The organism is Nibrella viscosa (assembly GCF_039541875.1).
Lineage (GTDB): Bacteria > Bacteroidota > Bacteroidia > Cytophagales > Spirosomataceae > Nibrella > Nibrella viscosa.
In genome coordinates this window covers 95,580-110,593 of the sequence record NZ_BAABHB010000006.1, presented here as the reverse complement: position 1 = coordinate 110,593, position 15,014 = coordinate 95,580, and the positions used below count along the sequence as shown (strand labels likewise).

Annotated in this window: 13 protein-coding genes; 10 read left to right on the top strand and 3 right to left on the bottom strand. The window is 54.5% G+C overall.

Translation table 11 applies throughout. The features are described 5' to 3' along the window. The first annotated feature begins 5 nt into the window (after positions 1-5). The 10 genes from ABD931_RS16200 to ABD931_RS16155 are packed head-to-tail and all read left to right on the top strand — an operon-like array spanning position 6 to position 12,132. Positions 6-1,028 carry a hypothetical protein gene (locus ABD931_RS16200; protein WP_345268855.1) on the top strand — a complete coding sequence of 341 codons (1,023 nt, stop codon included), beginning with the start codon at positions 6-8 and terminating at the stop codon, positions 1,026-1,028. Beyond that, positions 1,025-2,596, top strand: coding sequence for a caspase family protein (locus ABD931_RS16195; protein WP_345268854.1), 1,572 nt, complete (start codon positions 1,025-1,027; stop codon positions 2,594-2,596). Before ABD931_RS16200 ends, ABD931_RS16195 begins: the two co-directional genes overlap by 4 nt. 18 nt (positions 2,597-2,614) lie before the next feature. Next, positions 2,615-4,108, top strand: coding sequence for a DUF4384 domain-containing protein (locus ABD931_RS16190; RefSeq protein ID WP_345268853.1), 1,494 nt, complete (start codon positions 2,615-2,617; stop codon positions 4,106-4,108). Positions 4,109-4,163: 55 nt separating this feature from the next. After that, positions 4,164-5,906, top strand: a complete 1,743-nt coding sequence (locus tag ABD931_RS16185; protein ID WP_345268852.1) for a M48 family metallopeptidase — start codon at positions 4,164-4,166, stop codon at positions 5,904-5,906. 6 nt (positions 5,907-5,912) lie between these two features. After that, positions 5,913-7,181 carry a caspase family protein gene (locus ABD931_RS16180; RefSeq protein ID WP_345268850.1) on the top strand — a complete coding sequence of 423 codons (1,269 nt, stop codon included), beginning with the start codon at positions 5,913-5,915 and terminating at the stop codon, positions 7,179-7,181. Positions 7,182-7,213: 32 nt separating this feature from the next. Beyond that, positions 7,214-8,083 (top strand): LpoB-related protein, encoded by an 870-nt coding sequence (locus tag ABD931_RS16175; protein WP_345268849.1) that lies wholly within the window; start codon positions 7,214-7,216, stop codon positions 8,081-8,083. 3 nt (positions 8,084-8,086) lie between these two features. Next, a complete protein-coding gene (locus ABD931_RS16170; protein WP_345268848.1) occupies positions 8,087-9,589 on the top strand; it encodes a caspase family protein in 1,503 nt (500 codons plus the stop codon). A 31-nt stretch (positions 9,590-9,620) separates the two neighbouring features. After that, a complete protein-coding gene (locus ABD931_RS16165; RefSeq protein WP_345268847.1) occupies positions 9,621-10,250 on the top strand; it encodes a hypothetical protein in 630 nt (209 codons plus the stop codon). Beyond that, complete coding sequence (locus ABD931_RS16160) at positions 10,247-11,404, top strand: hypothetical protein (protein WP_345268846.1); 1,158 nt, start codon at positions 10,247-10,249, stop codon at positions 11,402-11,404. The genes ABD931_RS16165 and ABD931_RS16160 overlap by 4 nt, the downstream gene beginning before the upstream one ends. Further along, entirely contained in the window at positions 11,401-12,132 is a 732-nt protein-coding gene (locus tag ABD931_RS16155) for a hypothetical protein (RefSeq protein ID WP_345268845.1), read from the top strand. Before ABD931_RS16160 ends, ABD931_RS16155 begins: the two co-directional genes overlap by 4 nt. 235 nt (positions 12,133-12,367) lie before the next feature. On the opposite strand, the gene ABD931_RS16150 is transcribed toward ABD931_RS16155, so the two are convergent. The 3 genes from ABD931_RS16150 to ABD931_RS16140 form a co-directional block, all read right to left on the bottom strand. After that, the gene (locus ABD931_RS16150; RefSeq protein ID WP_345268844.1) at positions 12,368-12,829 is read right to left on the bottom strand and encodes a hypothetical protein; all 462 of its coding nucleotides are present in this window, start codon (positions 12,827-12,829) and stop codon (positions 12,368-12,370) included. A gap of 22 nt (positions 12,830-12,851) precedes the next feature. Further along, complete coding sequence (locus tag ABD931_RS16145; RefSeq protein ID WP_345268843.1) at positions 12,852-13,358, bottom strand: hypothetical protein; 507 nt, start codon at positions 13,356-13,358, stop codon at positions 12,852-12,854. A gap of 77 nt (positions 13,359-13,435) precedes the next feature. Beyond that, positions 13,436-14,953, bottom strand: a complete 1,518-nt coding sequence (locus tag ABD931_RS16140; RefSeq protein ID WP_345268842.1) for a hypothetical protein — start codon at positions 14,951-14,953, stop codon at positions 13,436-13,438. Positions 14,954-15,014 lie beyond the last annotated feature (61 nt).

Here is a 15,014-nt window from a genome sequence, read left to right as displayed (position 1 = left end):
CCGCCATGAAACACCTCATTGCTCTAGCCATTGCCCTTTGCGGCTGCCTGACGGCCACTGCCGGCTGGACAACGCCCCCGCAACCGGAGGGATTATACCAGCTGGATACCGCCGTTGCCAACTGGTTTAAGGCCTGGGAGAGCCGGGTCAATCAGCTAAGCAGCCGCGTGGATCAGGGGGCGACCGGTAGTCGGCAGCAGGCGGCTCTCCAGGGCTTCTTTGTGGCCGATACAGTTCAGGTACCGGATTTAAGCCAGCCGGCCCTTCTTTATCAGCACCTTACCCCCCACACTACTGCCGGGAACTGGATCGGCACGCTGCCGGGCCGGTTTTGGGAAGATGTGTTTGTGTTCCGGGTAAACCCGTACCAGTTGCGGGTGGTAGACCGGAAACGGAACCGTGTACGGCTGGAAGTGACCGCCAAAGTAGCCCTGACCGGGGTTTTCCGGGACAGCCGGCAACAGCACCACCTGCAGGACGATTGGGTGTTTCTGGTCGAAGCCAATGCTCACCAAAAAACCTACACCCAACCGCTGATTCGCAGCATTCGCCGGAGCAATCTACCGGTAGAACTTCCCGGCCTGACCGTAGCCAGAGTAGCCGGCTACCACGATCAGTTGCAGCACTGGCTGGTGCGGTTCCTGGCCGATTCGAGCGGGCGCGACGAAGCCCACACCCGGCTGAGACAGCTCATGCGCTCCGACACGATTCTGATTGCTACAAACCGGGCCATTGATACCCTGACGCTCGACGAACTGCCGGCCCTGCGGCTCCGCCCCGAAGCCCTCGCCTACTTTCGGGTTCAATCGTTCGATATGAGCTATTGCGACGAATACCTGCCCAACCCCGACCGGGTGCTGGTGGGGCGGCAAATTACGCTGGAAGGAATCACCCTCTCCATTGGCAGTCAGCAACTTTACCAACGCCGGCATACCGATGCGGTCCGCTTTCCGGAGCACCAGACCGGCCCCTGGGCGCAGGTATCGAACGTGATTATCAACTGGACCCAACCGGAAAAAACGCGATGAAACAGCTACTCCGCCTAATCGCACTGGCCGGCATTCTGGGGTTAGTTACCCTGCCGGCCCCAGCCCAGCCGACCCGCACCCTCCAGCAGTGGATGGACCTGGCCGACCGCGAAACCGATCCGCAGAAAGCCATCGGGTACTATACCGAAGTGCTGAAACTGCAGCCCGATCACCTCACGGCGGCCGAAGCCTTCAACGGCCTCGCCGTGGTACGGTCGCTGCCCGCCGTCAGAGCCTACCGCGAAGCGATGGATGACGTGAACCAGGCACTGCGCCGGAACGATAAACCCGCCAAATATTACGCCCAGCGGGCATACATCTTTATTCAGTTGAGCGAGTACGACCGGGCTGCCCTAGACTACCAGCAGGCCATTGCCCGTGCCCCCGACAAGGCGGATTACTACAGCGGCCTGAGCTACTGCCAGACCAAGCACGGCCGGTTTGACGAAGCCGAAGCTACGGCCCAGAAAGGCATCGGCCTGGATGCGCAGTCGCCGTATGCGTACCGCAACCGGGGGCGGGCGCGGTTGCGGAAGGGACAGACCGACCTGGCTATTGCCGATTTTCAGACCAGCCTCAACCTGAAACACGGTCAGCCGTTTCGGGTGTACTGCGACCTCGGCGAAGCGTATGAGCAGAAGGGAGATGCGCAGCAGGCCCTGCGCTTTTATCAGCAGGCACTGGACCTCGACTCCGACTACGCCGATGCCCTGGTAGGGAAACGGCAACTGGAGCAGCGACTCAAAATCGGGGGAACAGCCCCCTTGCCGGCCTCCAATTTTACGGGTCGGCGGGTGGCGCTGGTCCTGGGCAACTCCAGCTACCGGTACGTAACCAGCCTGGACGGACAGCCCGCCAACGACGCCAAAGCAATGGAGAAACGCCTGCGCGACCTGGGATTTGAAACCCTGCTGTCCGTTGACCAAACTTACGAAGAGAGCGGTAAAATTCTCCGCCAGTTCTACGAAAAAGCGGCCAAAGCCGACGTAGCCCTGGTGTTTTACGCCGGTCACGGGATTCAGTACCGGGGCGAAAATTACCTGATGCCCGTAGACTGCCGGCTAAAAACTGAAGAAGAAATCAGTTTGCAGGCCTATTCGGTAACCAACCTGATCGACGCCCTGCAACGACAGGAACCCCGGTACTGCATCATCATCATCGACGCCTGCCGCGACGATCCGTTCAGCCAACCGGCCGGCACGCCGGCAACCGGCGGCAAACCCACTGCCGACAAGGTGCAGCATCGGTCGGTGCAACTGCCGGCAGCGGACTGGCAGCCCCGGCCGGCGGTGCCGGGTGTGGCGCGGGGGTTCCGACCCATCCACGTCGAAAACCGGATCAAAAACTGCTACGTAGCCCTGGCTACCGCGCCCGGTGCCACCGCCCGCAATGGTCCGCAGCAGCATGGCTACTATACGGCCGCCCTGCTGGCCCACCTGAAAAAAGGACGCCGGATCGACGATGTATTCCGCGATGTACGCAACGAAGTAATCGAACAGACCCGGAAGATCGGCTTTTCGCAGCAACCCGAATACCTGGATCGTACGGTTGAATCCCTTATTCTATAACCTTAACTCCCCTTACCTATGTCCCGATTTTTAGTTGCTGTTCTGCCTCTCCTGCTCTTCGGATGGATGAACCCGTCCGTTGTTCAGGCCCAGCAGCGATTCACCAAAGGCGACAGCACCGCATTTATTAAACGCTGCCATATTGAGTTGGAAGACTACATCAGCGGTCTGAACGCGGCCGGTTTGTACTGTGGCTCCCAGGGCGAGTTTGTCCAGAAACAGCAAACGCTCATTGCTCAGTCGTTTCTGGACAAAGAAACATTCGTCTACAGCGACCTGGTTGGCGAAGGTTTCCCCGTTCAGCAGTACATCCAGCAGTTCCGGCTTTATCGAGGAGAGGCCACCGTAGATCCGGGTAAGGCCCGGTACCTGCTCAGCCGGAATAAAGCCGGAAAACCGGTGGTGATCGCCTATGTATCGCAAACGACCGAGTATGAAAAACCCGGAACAAGTCGGACCCGGAAAACCACCCCGCTGGCGATCCACTACACGTTCGACCTGGTTGCGGGCTCCACTGGTTTTGAGCCGGAGAACTACAAGATTGTGAAGATTGAAAACGCTCGGGCCATTCCGCCAAAAGCCGAATCCTTTCCGGCCGATGTAGATATCATCGCCCTGCGCGAAAAAGAGCGGAGCCTGAGCTGGACGGCGTATCGGCTGGCCCGCAGCATAGCGGAAAAGCTGCCCAATAAACAGGTGCCGCTGGTGGTCAGAAAATTCTCGTACGACAACAGCCAGTTGACCAATGCCTTCTCTGACCAACTGGCCGACGAGCTGCGGCACCGGCTTAAAAGCGACGGTATCAATGTGATAGCCGATGACCGCCCACAGGGGCAGGGCATCCGGGGGAGTTACCAACAGCGTGGCAATCAGGTGGAAATTACCACTGAACTGTTTGATCTGAGTACCGACAAAAGCATCACCACCCTGGCTCCCAACCGGGATCTGCCGGTCACCTGGGTACTACAGAAAGGGCTGAAGCTGAAGCCGGAAGACAATGATGCTGCCATAACCACCCAGCAAACGATCACGGCCGAAGCCCCGACGGTCTCTCCCGCGGCCTCTACCCCCCTGCAGATTGCCCTGAAGGCATCAGGCCGGGTCCGGAAAAGCCTGGAGTTCTGGGAAGGGGATACCATGACGGTAGGCCTTCGCGTAAACAAGCCCTGCTTTGTGCGGCTGGTCTACGTACAGACCGACGGGGCCGTTGCCTTCCTCGACGAAATGGAAATAAAGGCCGACCAGATCAACAAAGACATTCTGTTGCCCCGGCAGTTTGAGTGTGTTCCGCCGTTTGGTCAGGAAACCCTGCTTGCGGCAGCCTCCACAACCCGGTTCTGCCCCCTGCAAACCCAGGAAAACCAGTTTGGGTCGGCCATTATTGCCGGAACCCTGAAAGATGCGCTGAAAAACACGCGGTGCGTTGACCGGGGTATGCGCAACCTGCCTGAACTGACCGAAACACGCCTTGTTCTGACCACCCGGGGTGCCAAAACACTGGCACAAAAGTAGCCAATACCCGACACCCGATTTTTACGTAACCAGTAAACTTATTTAACTCAATCCTATGGAAACCATACGCAGTATACTCCTGGCAGGTCTGTTCCTGCTGCTGCCGATGACGCTCATCGCCCAGAAGAAAGACAAGAAAAAAAAGGAAGCCGACACACCGGCGGTCGTAGCTCCTAAGCCGCCGGCAGACGACAAGCCCGTCGACGAAGTCGGCCTTGATAAAACTGCCAGGGCGACAATTATCTCGTTTAAGCCCCCTTACCGCTATATGCTGGTGCTGGCGGATAAGGATGAAGAAGGGCGCTTTAGCCACGTTTTCATGACTGACTCCACCCTATTCCCCAAACGGCGGGTGACCTATGCCAAAAACAAACGGAAAGAAGTAAAACCCGGCGACCTGCTGTCTCCTTCTTCTTTCCGGCCCGGCATGGACATCAACTTTCATTTCGACCACTACCAGCGGTCGCTGCGGAACGTAGCCAAGGAAATTTACCTGGATGATGATTATTTCGGCCGGGCCAGAGTCAGTGGTATTCTGGAATTCAGAGACGGCAACCGGGCCGTAATTGATGGACATGAGGTAAAAATGGACGAAGGTGCCGTGGTAAAAGGGCTGGAGGAGTGGAAAAACAAAACGTTTACCTCCTTCAACCAAATGCAACTGGGGGCAGAGCTGACCGTAACCGGCCGCCGGGATACCAGCGGCATTGTATACATCAAACAAGGCACCATGCGACCTATCGAAATTGGAAAAGACGACCTTTTGATGCGTCGGGCCGTCAACAAATCGCTCGTTATGAACAAGGATGTATTGCAGATAGGACAGGATAAGACGTTTCGCTTCGCGACCAATCGCACCGTCTTCGCGTATGTGAATGACCTGGGTCAGAAGCTGATTCCGGCGTACATCAGCTCCCTGGACGAAAATCATCCCGACTACATCAACTTCAAGTTCTATCTGGTGCATGATGAGTCGTTCAATGCCTCTGCATATCCAAACGGCACCGTGATTATTCATACCGGTCTGCTTAAACAACTGGAAAACGAGGCCCAGTTGGCAGCCATTATCAGCCACGAAATCGCCCACGTTACCCAGCGGCACCATACCAAAAGCTACCGGACCGGCAAAGACTGGCAGCTTCTGGCCGATGTCGGCAGCGTACTGACCGGCTACCAGACCGGCAGCGACATACCCGCCCAGGTGATTCAGGCGGTTAAAGATATGTCGTTCAGCAGCTATAACCGGGAACAGGAAACCCAAGCCGACCGGGTAGGGCTCCAGTACATGGTCAAAGGCGGGTACGACCCCCGCGAAGCCGCCAAAGTATGGGAGAAGCTGGCCCGCGATGAAAAGCAGGGCGAAGAAACAGAAGCCGAAGCCGAAGCCCTGCAATACGTATTGAATTCGACCAGCGTGGGCGAACAACGGCAGGATAACCGCGAGCGGGCTACCAACCTGGCGGCTACCGGCTACGCCCTGCGCTATCCAAACTACTCTATGCAGGCATTTCGCAACGTAACCGCCAAAAAAGGAGAATCGGTATATGCTTCGCATCCCCGCTCCCGCGACCGGTTCAACCACGTCAACTTCCTGCTGTCGACTGCCTTTGCGTCTACCAGTTTCGATAACCTGGCCACCAATGAGCAAGAATTCAAGCAGGTGCAGGCCTTGCTGAAAGAAGGAGGCAGCGCCCCGGCAGCTACGCCGGCCGTTGCTCCCAATAGCCCGTCGAACGGAAATGGGCGACCAACTGGTAGAAAACCCACCACCGGCAAAACACCGGTAAAACGAAAATAAACGATTATGAGGCAGTTCGTTCAATGGATCATCCTGCTCAGTTTCATCTGCCTGCCGGCCGTTTCCGTCAGGGGGCAGGCAAAACTGCATTTTATTGTGTTCGCCGACACCGACGATCCGACCCTTAGCGAAGCTAACCGGAAAACGTTCAATTTTCTGACCGGGCGTTTCGGCCCCGATGTTGCCGGTTATGCCGGTCTGTCTTTACAGATGACCGCCTACAGCGGCAGCCAGTGCCAGTCGGCCTTGTTTGACCAGACACTAAACAAGCTGAGCGTTGGCCCCGACGACGTTGTCCTGTTTTATTTTGTAGGACACGGCTGGAACAACCGGCAAAATGAATATCCCTCCCTGATCTTTGGCCGGGCCAATGCCGACCGGGCCACGCTCGAAAGCAATTCCCGGAATCTGCTCACGATTTATGAACAGATTCGGGCAAAACAGCCCCGGCTGACCCTGGTCGTCGGCGAAGCCTGCAACAAAGAACGGAGTGATGATCCGCCAACCACCAGTAACCGCGAGGCTATCCCGATGCATCCGACCAATGCGTCGCCTGCCAAATACAAAGCACTGTTTCGGAACTACGCCGGTGGCCTGCTGCTGAGCAGTTGCCAGCGCAACCAGTTCTCCTTCAGCGATCCCAAAGGCGGCTGGATGGGCACGTCCTGGCAGGAAACCATAAACCAGTTGTTATCCGATAAGACTCCGCAAGTGCCCACCTGGGAAACATTTGTCAAAACGACGGTTCAACTGACGGAACGAGCGGCCCTGGCCAATAACCAGAAGCAGAACCCCCAATACCGGCTGGATGTGCGGCAGGTTACGCCCGGCGGTAATCAGCTGGTGCAACCGGGACCGACAAAACCACCGGGCAACCGGCTCTGCCCACCCCTGGATAGCTACGTCAATGAAACGGCCCTGGCAGGCATCCGGGAGGATCTGCCTTTTCTGAAGAAAATGGATGAGGAAATCAGCACGGATAATGCGGAGGAATTTGCCGAGACCTTCAACCGGTTCTACACCAATCAGAAAAACTTTTACGACTCGCTGGACGACATGCTCTTTTACCGCAAAGCCGACATGCCCGAGGACTGCCGGCAGGTTTTTCAGCAGGAAACCCGCTGGGTTGCCGGCAAAACGGCAGAGATTATCCGGCGCTATAAAATGGTGGTCAAACTTAGCAAGCAGCCCCAGCAACTGGTTGCCCAGGCACGCAGTGAGCTTCCTTCGCTGATTCGGCGCATGGAAGAGATTCTGGAGAAATTAGACAAATAAACAATTCACAATCTTCTTAACTGACATAAAGCATGAAACTACTGTTTACCCTGGCCGGATGGCTGTTTCTGTCTCCCCTGGCGTTTGCCCAGGTATCATCGCAACCTATAGTGAGTGTATTCCCCTTTCGGGGCCATTACAGCGAGCGGGTCACCTCTTCTGTCTTTGCTGGTCTAACGGGTTCTAAACGCGTAAAGATGGTCGACCCAACAATCCTGCATGAGATTCTCCAGCAGCAGAAAGTTGTGCTAAATGAGAACGTCAATCAGGAAACTACCATTCAGATAGGGAAGCTGGCGGGTGCCCAGTTTATGATCAGCGGAGAAGTTACAGCGCTGAACTTCAGCAATCAGCAGCTTGGCAATACGGTGTATCACAATTGCAATGTCGAAGCCAAGCTACAACTGACCGACATCGAATCCGGTACCAGCGAGTTTGTCGCTCTCCAAGGCAGTTCCAGCTCAAGCACCGGCGACCGGGAAAACCTGGTCAACATCGCCATGAATTCGCTGACCAACAAAGCCGAAAACTTCGCCCGGAGAAAATTTCCGGCTGTCATGCAAATCTTGGAGATTCTGGAGCAGAACGACAAAAAAGGGATTGTCTTGTTTCGGGTAGAAGGCGAAGGGCTGACCGCCAAAACATCGGGCGGTAGTGATTTTCTGCCCCTTCCGTTACCTCTCCCCGATTTCAACGGCCGAACGCGTATCATCATTACCAACCAGCGGGTGGTGGTTCGGCCCGACGGCTCCAAACGGATTGTTCAGGAAGAAGTTGCCTTTGCCAAAATTAAGAAAGTCGAAGACGGAGGCACGGCCTTGTGTACGATCACCGAAGGCGGTAAAAAACTGCAGGAATTGTGGGACAGGCAAGCCCGGCTGATGCTGAAAACCACCAATTAAACCATGCTGAGTCGATTAACTGTACGTTGGCTGTTTCTGTGGTGTTTGTGTGTCGGAGCCGGGCCGCTGGTTGGCTTTGCCCAACCCCCGGTGGTGGTGCAGCCAAAAGCATCGGACTACGACCTGACCCCGGCGCTGCCGGTGCTGCAAAGCCTGCTTCGCGAACGGAAACTAACGGTGCTGACGGGTACCCAGGCCGACCAGGCCGGGTGGCGCATCGAAATAAGTTGTGCTACGGACAAATGTCCACTAGACCTAACGGTACCCAGATATACGCTAAAACTGGAAGCTTATGCGGCTGCCCCGGAACCGATTGCGGTGGTCAGGGGTCCGCACTGTAGCCGCCTGCCCGCCGACCAGGCTGTTACGCAGGCGGTGCAGGTAATGTTCAGAGGAAGGGGGGCCTACGAGCGGGATCGTGAGCAATTTTTCCGGCAGATAGCGTTTTACTTTTCCGACCAGCAAGCGACCAAACCAACGGTAGCGGTGCGGGATACAACGGGCCCTGTCATTGACGTCATCAGCCCGTCGCTGCCACCACCGGCGCGGGGCATGCGGCAAGTTAGGGCTAAAAGCGGGGAAGTGACCATTATCGGCCGGGTATCCGACCCGTCAACTGTAGAGCGATTGACCTTAAACGGCCAATCGGTGCCGATTGACGACAAAGGTACGTTTCAGCCGGTGGTGCAGCTCACCGAGCACAGTGAGTATCCCGTGCTGCTCGAAGCGCGGGACGGAGCGGGTAACAGCAGCCGGCTCTCGTTTACGCTCACGCCACAGATGGCCCAGCAGATGGCTGAGAAAAAATCACTGGCCGACAAACGGCTGGCGCTGGTGATCGGGAACGGCAACTACAAAGACGTGCCGGCCCTGGCTAATCCGGTAAACGATGCCGATGCCATGGCCAGTTCGCTGAGCAGCCTGGGTTTTACGGTCATAAAACACACCGATACCGACCGTAAAAAGCTGGTAGATGCTATCAACAATTTCGGTGAGCGGCTCAGGACCGAAAAATACACTGTCGGCATGGTGTATTATGCCGGACACGGTGTACAGCGCCACGGACAAAACTACCTGGTGCCCGTGGAAGTATCCAAACAGAGCGATGTAGAGAGCGAATGCGTGGGGCTTCAGCACATTCTGAACAAAATGGAAGCGGCCAACACCCGCGTCAACATTCTAGTGATGGATGCCTGCCGGAATGATCCGTTCGTCCGGCCCGCTCAGCAGCGGACCCTTGGCGAAGCCGGCGGGCCGGCTTCGGTAAAAGCCCCTACCGGCACGCTGATTGCGTTTGCCACCGCACCCGGCAGCACAGCCGCCGACGGTACCGGCCAGAACGGCACCTATACCGAAAGCCTGCTGAAATATATTCAGACACCCAGCCTCTCCATCGAATCGGTTTTCCGGCTGGTCCGTACCGATGTGATGCAAAAAACAAACAACGAGCAGATTCCCTGGGAGTCGACCTCCTTAACCGGCGAGGAGTTTTACTTCCGGCGCTGAATTAACTAAACATACCTTACCTGACTGACTAATGAACTCAACATTACTGCGCCGGACTGGTACGTTGATTGGGTCGCTGTTTCTGGCCTCAGGCGTAGCCTTGCTAACCTACATCGGCACCGGTATTTCTATGGCGCTGACCCTGCTGGTGGTTGTCCTGCTTTTTGGCACTATCGGCTGGTTAGTTTGGCAGCAATTACCACCTTCCCGCCGAACGTTCCTTAGCCGACGACTTCGGGTGGGCGTATGGACGGGCCTGATAGCCACCCTGGCCTACGATGGTTGCCGCTTTGCGCTGATAACCCTGACGGGCATTCAGTTCTGGCCGTTTGATATTTTCCGGCTATTTGGTCAGGCACTGATCGGGCCTGATCAGCCGGCGATAATCACCGAAATAGCCGGACTGCTTTTTCATCTGCTGAATGGAGTAAGCTTTGCTATCGCGTATACGATCTGGTTTGCCCCGAGTGGCGTGCTGGCCGGTATTGGGTACGCCCTGGTTCTGGAAGCGATCATGGTCACGGTATATCCCGGCTGGCTGGGCCTGAAAGCCCTCGATGAGTTTTTGCAGGTCAGTATTGTCGGCCACCTGGTATACGGCAGTTTAGTTGGCTTTCTCACCAAGCGCTGGACAAAAACACCGGCACCTTATCCAGTATGACGCATCTTTTCTGGTGGTATAGCCTGCCCCGGCTGATGGGCCGTGTAAGCCGGTGGTGGGCGCTGGTCATGACCGACGGGTATTTTCTGATTACGTTACCGGTGACCTTTACCCGCTGGCTGTCGCCGGCCCTGCTGGTAGCCGGTTTTGCCTGCGGATGGTTCCGGCCGGGCTATGTTACAACGCCGGCAGAAGCCCCCCTCCTCTTCTGTTTGTTTCTGATTATTGGTATCCTCAGCGGGCATTTGGGCCTGTTACTGCTCATCGGCTTTGCCGCCGGTGACCTGCTTACCACACAGGTTATCTTCGAAACGACGGATGCCGCTGTCAGGGCGGAGCTGCTGGTGGCAAAAGGCCACGAATACATCATATTTGGGCTGGTGATGGTTCAGATTCCGCTGACGGCCAAACAGCTTACCGGTCTGCTGGTCCACAGCCTTCTGCCGAACGCAGGCAAACGCCTGAGCGGCCCTAACGGCCGGCTTTTGCTGCTCGGCCTCACCTCGCTACTCCAGTTGACGCTGTCGGGCTATCTGGTTTTCCTGTGGGCTCAGGCAATGGTCCTGCTGCTCAGAACCACCTACCTGCATTTCGGCTGGTTATCATCAGATACCATCGGCTTTTTTCAGATTCGGTGGCCCGTACTGGTGTGGGTTGCCGTTTCGGCCACGCTGGTGCGCCTGGCTGGTCAGTGGAGCAGTATCCTGGTACCGTCCGTTGCCCAACTGGCGGCCGCCTACGAAGCCAAGGTGAGGCCGGTGGTGTACCGATTCGGCCGGCTGGAACGGCTTCCAAAGTGGCTAACCGCCGTCTGGAACGGCCTGTTCCTCACCTTTCTGCTTTGGGGCGCTTTTCTGACAACCGGCGATATGTACCTGTTTTTTGTGGTTGCCACCTTGTTTTACGGGTTACGGGCCTACCTCACACAATTTGCTTTCTGGCCCGGCTGGATGCGGAAACTGTGGCTAAAGCCCCCCGTCTGGCGGTTGGTTGGTGCAGTTGTGCTAGCTATTATCCTGATACGACTGCTTATGCCCTACCTTTATCAGCGTGCAGACGGTACCTTTTGGCCCGTTCTGATTCCGTCTCTCCTGTGTATCCTGATTTTCGGTGCGTTACTGCCGGTCTACTCCACCAAACCCAATGCCCCATGAGAAAATGCATAACGCTTTTGTTGCTGCTGCTAATACCCTGCATTGGTCAGGCCGACAACTGTAGTGGGTTCGGCGATTGTTTCGGCACGCTTCAAATGGCGCTGACCACCGCCGTGGGGCTGGCACTCTTTGCGATTCTGACGATTGTCGCCAACGTTGATGCGCTGATTCACTCGGACAGCCTGCAACGGCTACTGGGCATTGTGCCCGCAACAGCCACCGATTCCGGGCTTGACATGGGCAGCCGGGAAGGAGCTTATGCAGGTACGGCGCACTTTCCGCCGGGAACCGTCGGGTATAGCGTACATAACAGTATTGGGTTGATCCAAACGTTGCTGCACGATTATGGACAGGCCCGAATTGGTGAGTTATTTAACAGACCGGATGTACAGGAACTACTCGGCCGGGAAAATACCCTGGAAAATAACCAGCGGGTAGCGCAGCTCGAATACGACTACTGGATGGACATTGTGCTCGACCCTACGCAAACTAGGGAGAACAGGATAGGCGGTTTGCTGGGTGTTACGTTTAATCCGGAAGTACGAACGAACGTGCAGATGCGCGTGGGCGAGGGTGCCGAATGGCTCTCCGACAATTGGAATTACGCGGTTAATTACGTAATTGATCCGGCCATACTGGCGATACAGGATGGTGTTGAGCAGGTAAACGCATTTGCCCAACACCGTATTGACTACCTGAAGCGCGTATTTCCGGCCAATGGGAATTGAGCGATGGAATGCTTTTTCCAACTGGCTAATACACAACGAATAGCAGTCCTTTTGTCAAATACAGAGAATTTAGTAGCTAGAAACATAGCAAAGAGGGCGAGAAAAATAAGGTTGAACCAGCCGCATAAGCTTGTACGTGAACAGTTGGTAACCCCTGATATTGGAAAAACCGATCAGGGGTTACTTTTTTGTTGTTCCTAATCGACCAAACGCCAAAGAAATTTCCCAAAATGCTTTATTCAAAAACAAAGGCGAACGTCGAGGATCCATACACCCATAAATACAATGAAGCACCTTCCTGACTCCAACTTTTAACATTGCCTAACAAAGATTCTAACGACACAACATTTGTCCATATCTGATCGCCTTCCTTATCTGTATAAACATTTAGGTAAGGTGAGCCTTGTGTTCGCCTTTTTTCGCTGGTTACCTGCGAATTAAACGTACAAACCGATGTCACAACATGCTGACCGTCATAGCCATAAACAGATACTTTATATGTATTATCATACACACTACTTATTATGGCATATGCCGCACTGCTCGTCCATTTAACAGGCCAACGCTCCCACGAACTTGAATATGTATTATACTTTATCGTCTTATATCGGATAAAGTTAACCCTTACGCTTTGCGCGCTGGTAGTTTCGCTTATGAAAGCAAAGAATATAACTAAGGCAAAAATTAACTTTTTCATTTGAGATAGTAGTTTAATGGTTTTATTCAACATTATCAGCAGTTTCTACATCCAATACCGATGTTACTTCCCTTCGCCAGTTCATGACGGCTGCTGCAATCAAGGAAAACCAGGATAAGTAAAAACCCAGCCTGAACCTAAAAATCAACGGCATATCACGCACATACCGATACCAGGACTCGCTAAAAAATAAGAGAAAAAACAGACAGAAGGCACCAAGAATAGCCGACCGCTTTGCCCATTTCCGCTTTTTGTCTTCGGTAATGTTCATAAAATAACTACCAAGGCCGGCTAAAGCAGCCAGTAGGGTTAGGGCAGCCCATGAACTCTGTATGGTTATATCATTATTGCGAACAACACCCCTATTCTCCGGTTTCTGAATTTGTTTGCCGACAACCAGATCAAAACCTGAGACTGTACCGATGGGTATTTTTTTGCCGTTGGCGCTACAGCTAATGTCGCAGAATGGCAGAAAAAAGCACAGAATTGATACCACAAACAACCCCGGTCTTTGTATTAACTTTTTCATACGATTGACAATTAAATGGTTTGAAAAATAAGGAACTTATGAACTTCTCTGTTTGGATACAGAAACCGAAAACTTTCTCAATCCTGAGGACAATTAACCCGGTAATTCCAGATGGTCTGGCCGGTTACCCGAACCGTTACAAACTGGCCTTTTACCCGTATTTCCTCCTGCATATATTCCGTTGACCGGCTATCTTTAATTGTACTGCCGTAGTACTGAAATAGTGATTTGGAATCTTCTTTAATATCGTCTTTACAGCCCTCAAATACTTCAATTTCATCAGGAATTCCGTCTGTATAATAATCAAACAGAAACGTTGACCCTGGCTTGCCTAGATCGTACTCCGCCAGCACAATTTTCACCTCGCGACTTTGAAAATTCTGACCATCCTGACCGCCGTTACACGACGCTACCGGAATGTTATCGATTGTTTCCTGGACAGCTTCTTTAAGCCCGGCCTCGGATAGAATCAGGCTTTCCTTTTTTACGAAGTAGTAGTAGGCAATCAGGCCGGCTACCAGCAGGCCCAGCAGCAATAACAACAGCCCCAGGTAGCGAAAGCCCCGCTTGACCGGCTTGAAGGGGTCCGAAATAATAACCGGAATCTGATAGTCTGCCTGCCCGCGTTTATGTTCATGCGTTACCACCAACGGGAGGTTTTTGTCGGCGGTATCGTAGCATTGTACCTGTTGGCCATAATACACATCGTTCAGGGCAAGCCGACCCTGGCTGTCGGCCTGCACGGCCAATTGCCGGTTTTGGTAATCGAGCCGGATGGGGTGACCGGCAACCGGTCGTCCGTGCTGGTCGACAACCGTAAAGGGCATCGGAAAGGGTAAACGCTCCAGGAAAATGTCGTACGGCTCGGCCGGATTCCGCTCGTCGATAAAAACGGTTTGCCGGTTCACCGCCTGGCCATCGGCATTCGTCTGGTACACCGTAACCTCACTCAGGTACGGCACATCTGTTACGGTGATCCGGCCATGCTCATCGGTGGTAAGCGTACCCGAATAGCCGTCAAACTCAATCTGCAACGGCTCGTTGGCGGCCGGTGACCGATCTGCCTTATACCGTGCCTGCAAGATCACCGGCGTTACGCCAAACGGAATGAGGTTCCGGATGATGTTCCGTTCCGGTTTTTCCTTTTCCGACATAAACCCCCAGTTTGTCAGGGTAAACCGAGGCCCATCGGGCGTTTGAAAAACCAGAATATTCTCGACCGAGGGCACTTCCAGGAAGCTCTCGACACTCTGCCGAAGTGTCCGGTAGCCGGCCCGGTCGTACTGCCCCGGTCCTTTTCGAATGTAGCGGATAATGTCGCGGAACAGGTAATTGACCTGATCGTTCAGCACCGGCAGTAAGCGCTGCTGTTCTTCGGGCGAGTGTGCCGGCAATTCGGTTGGCTTTCCCTGATAATCGCTGTACCAGGTAATCTCATCCCGACCGGCACCGGTAACCAGGGGTTCGGCAAACAGCCGGTCGTGGCCGTCGACAAACAAGCCCCGTACCTGCTCGTACCGCTTGACATTTTCGCCGACGTTGAAGAAAACGGGCCGGATGCGCTTTAAGGGGGTAGAGAATAATAGTTGCTTCATAAGAATTAGGATTCTTTCGGAATAGCCGGAGGCTGTATTGGCTCCGGATGCCTATTCATTC

Bases quoted from the DNA above. Each gene is read 5' to 3' on its own strand.
- ABD931_RS16175 (WP_345268849.1), top strand. From the start codon at position 7,214: ATGAAACTACTGTTTACCCTGGCCGGATGGCTGTTTCTGTCTCCCCTG.
- ABD931_RS16180 (WP_345268850.1), top strand. From the start codon at position 5,913: ATGAGGCAGTTCGTTCAATGGATCATCCTGCTCAGTTTCATCTGCCTG.
- ABD931_RS16145 (WP_345268843.1), bottom strand. From the start codon at position 13,358: ATGAAAAAGTTAATACAAAGACCGGGGTTGTTTGTGGTATCAATTCTG.
- ABD931_RS16170 (WP_345268848.1), top strand. From the start codon at position 8,087: ATGCTGAGTCGATTAACTGTACGTTGGCTGTTTCTGTGGTGTTTGTGT.
- ABD931_RS16195 (WP_345268854.1), top strand. From the start codon at position 1,025: ATGAAACAGCTACTCCGCCTAATCGCACTGGCCGGCATTCTGGGGTTA.
- ABD931_RS16150 (WP_345268844.1), bottom strand. From the start codon at position 12,829: ATGAAAAAGTTAATTTTTGCCTTAGTTATATTCTTTGCTTTCATAAGC.
- ABD931_RS16160 (WP_345268846.1), top strand. From the start codon at position 10,247: ATGACGCATCTTTTCTGGTGGTATAGCCTGCCCCGGCTGATGGGCCGT.
- ABD931_RS16165 (WP_345268847.1), top strand. From the start codon at position 9,621: ATGAACTCAACATTACTGCGCCGGACTGGTACGTTGATTGGGTCGCTG.
- ABD931_RS16200 (WP_345268855.1), top strand. From the start codon at position 6: ATGAAACACCTCATTGCTCTAGCCATTGCCCTTTGCGGCTGCCTGACG.
- ABD931_RS16140 (WP_345268842.1), bottom strand. From the start codon at position 14,953: ATGAAGCAACTATTATTCTCTACCCCCTTAAAGCGCATCCGGCCCGTT.
- ABD931_RS16190 (WP_345268853.1), top strand. From the start codon at position 2,615: ATGTCCCGATTTTTAGTTGCTGTTCTGCCTCTCCTGCTCTTCGGATGG.
- ABD931_RS16155 (WP_345268845.1), top strand. From the start codon at position 11,401: ATGAGAAAATGCATAACGCTTTTGTTGCTGCTGCTAATACCCTGCATT.
- ABD931_RS16185 (WP_345268852.1), top strand. From the start codon at position 4,164: ATGGAAACCATACGCAGTATACTCCTGGCAGGTCTGTTCCTGCTGCTG.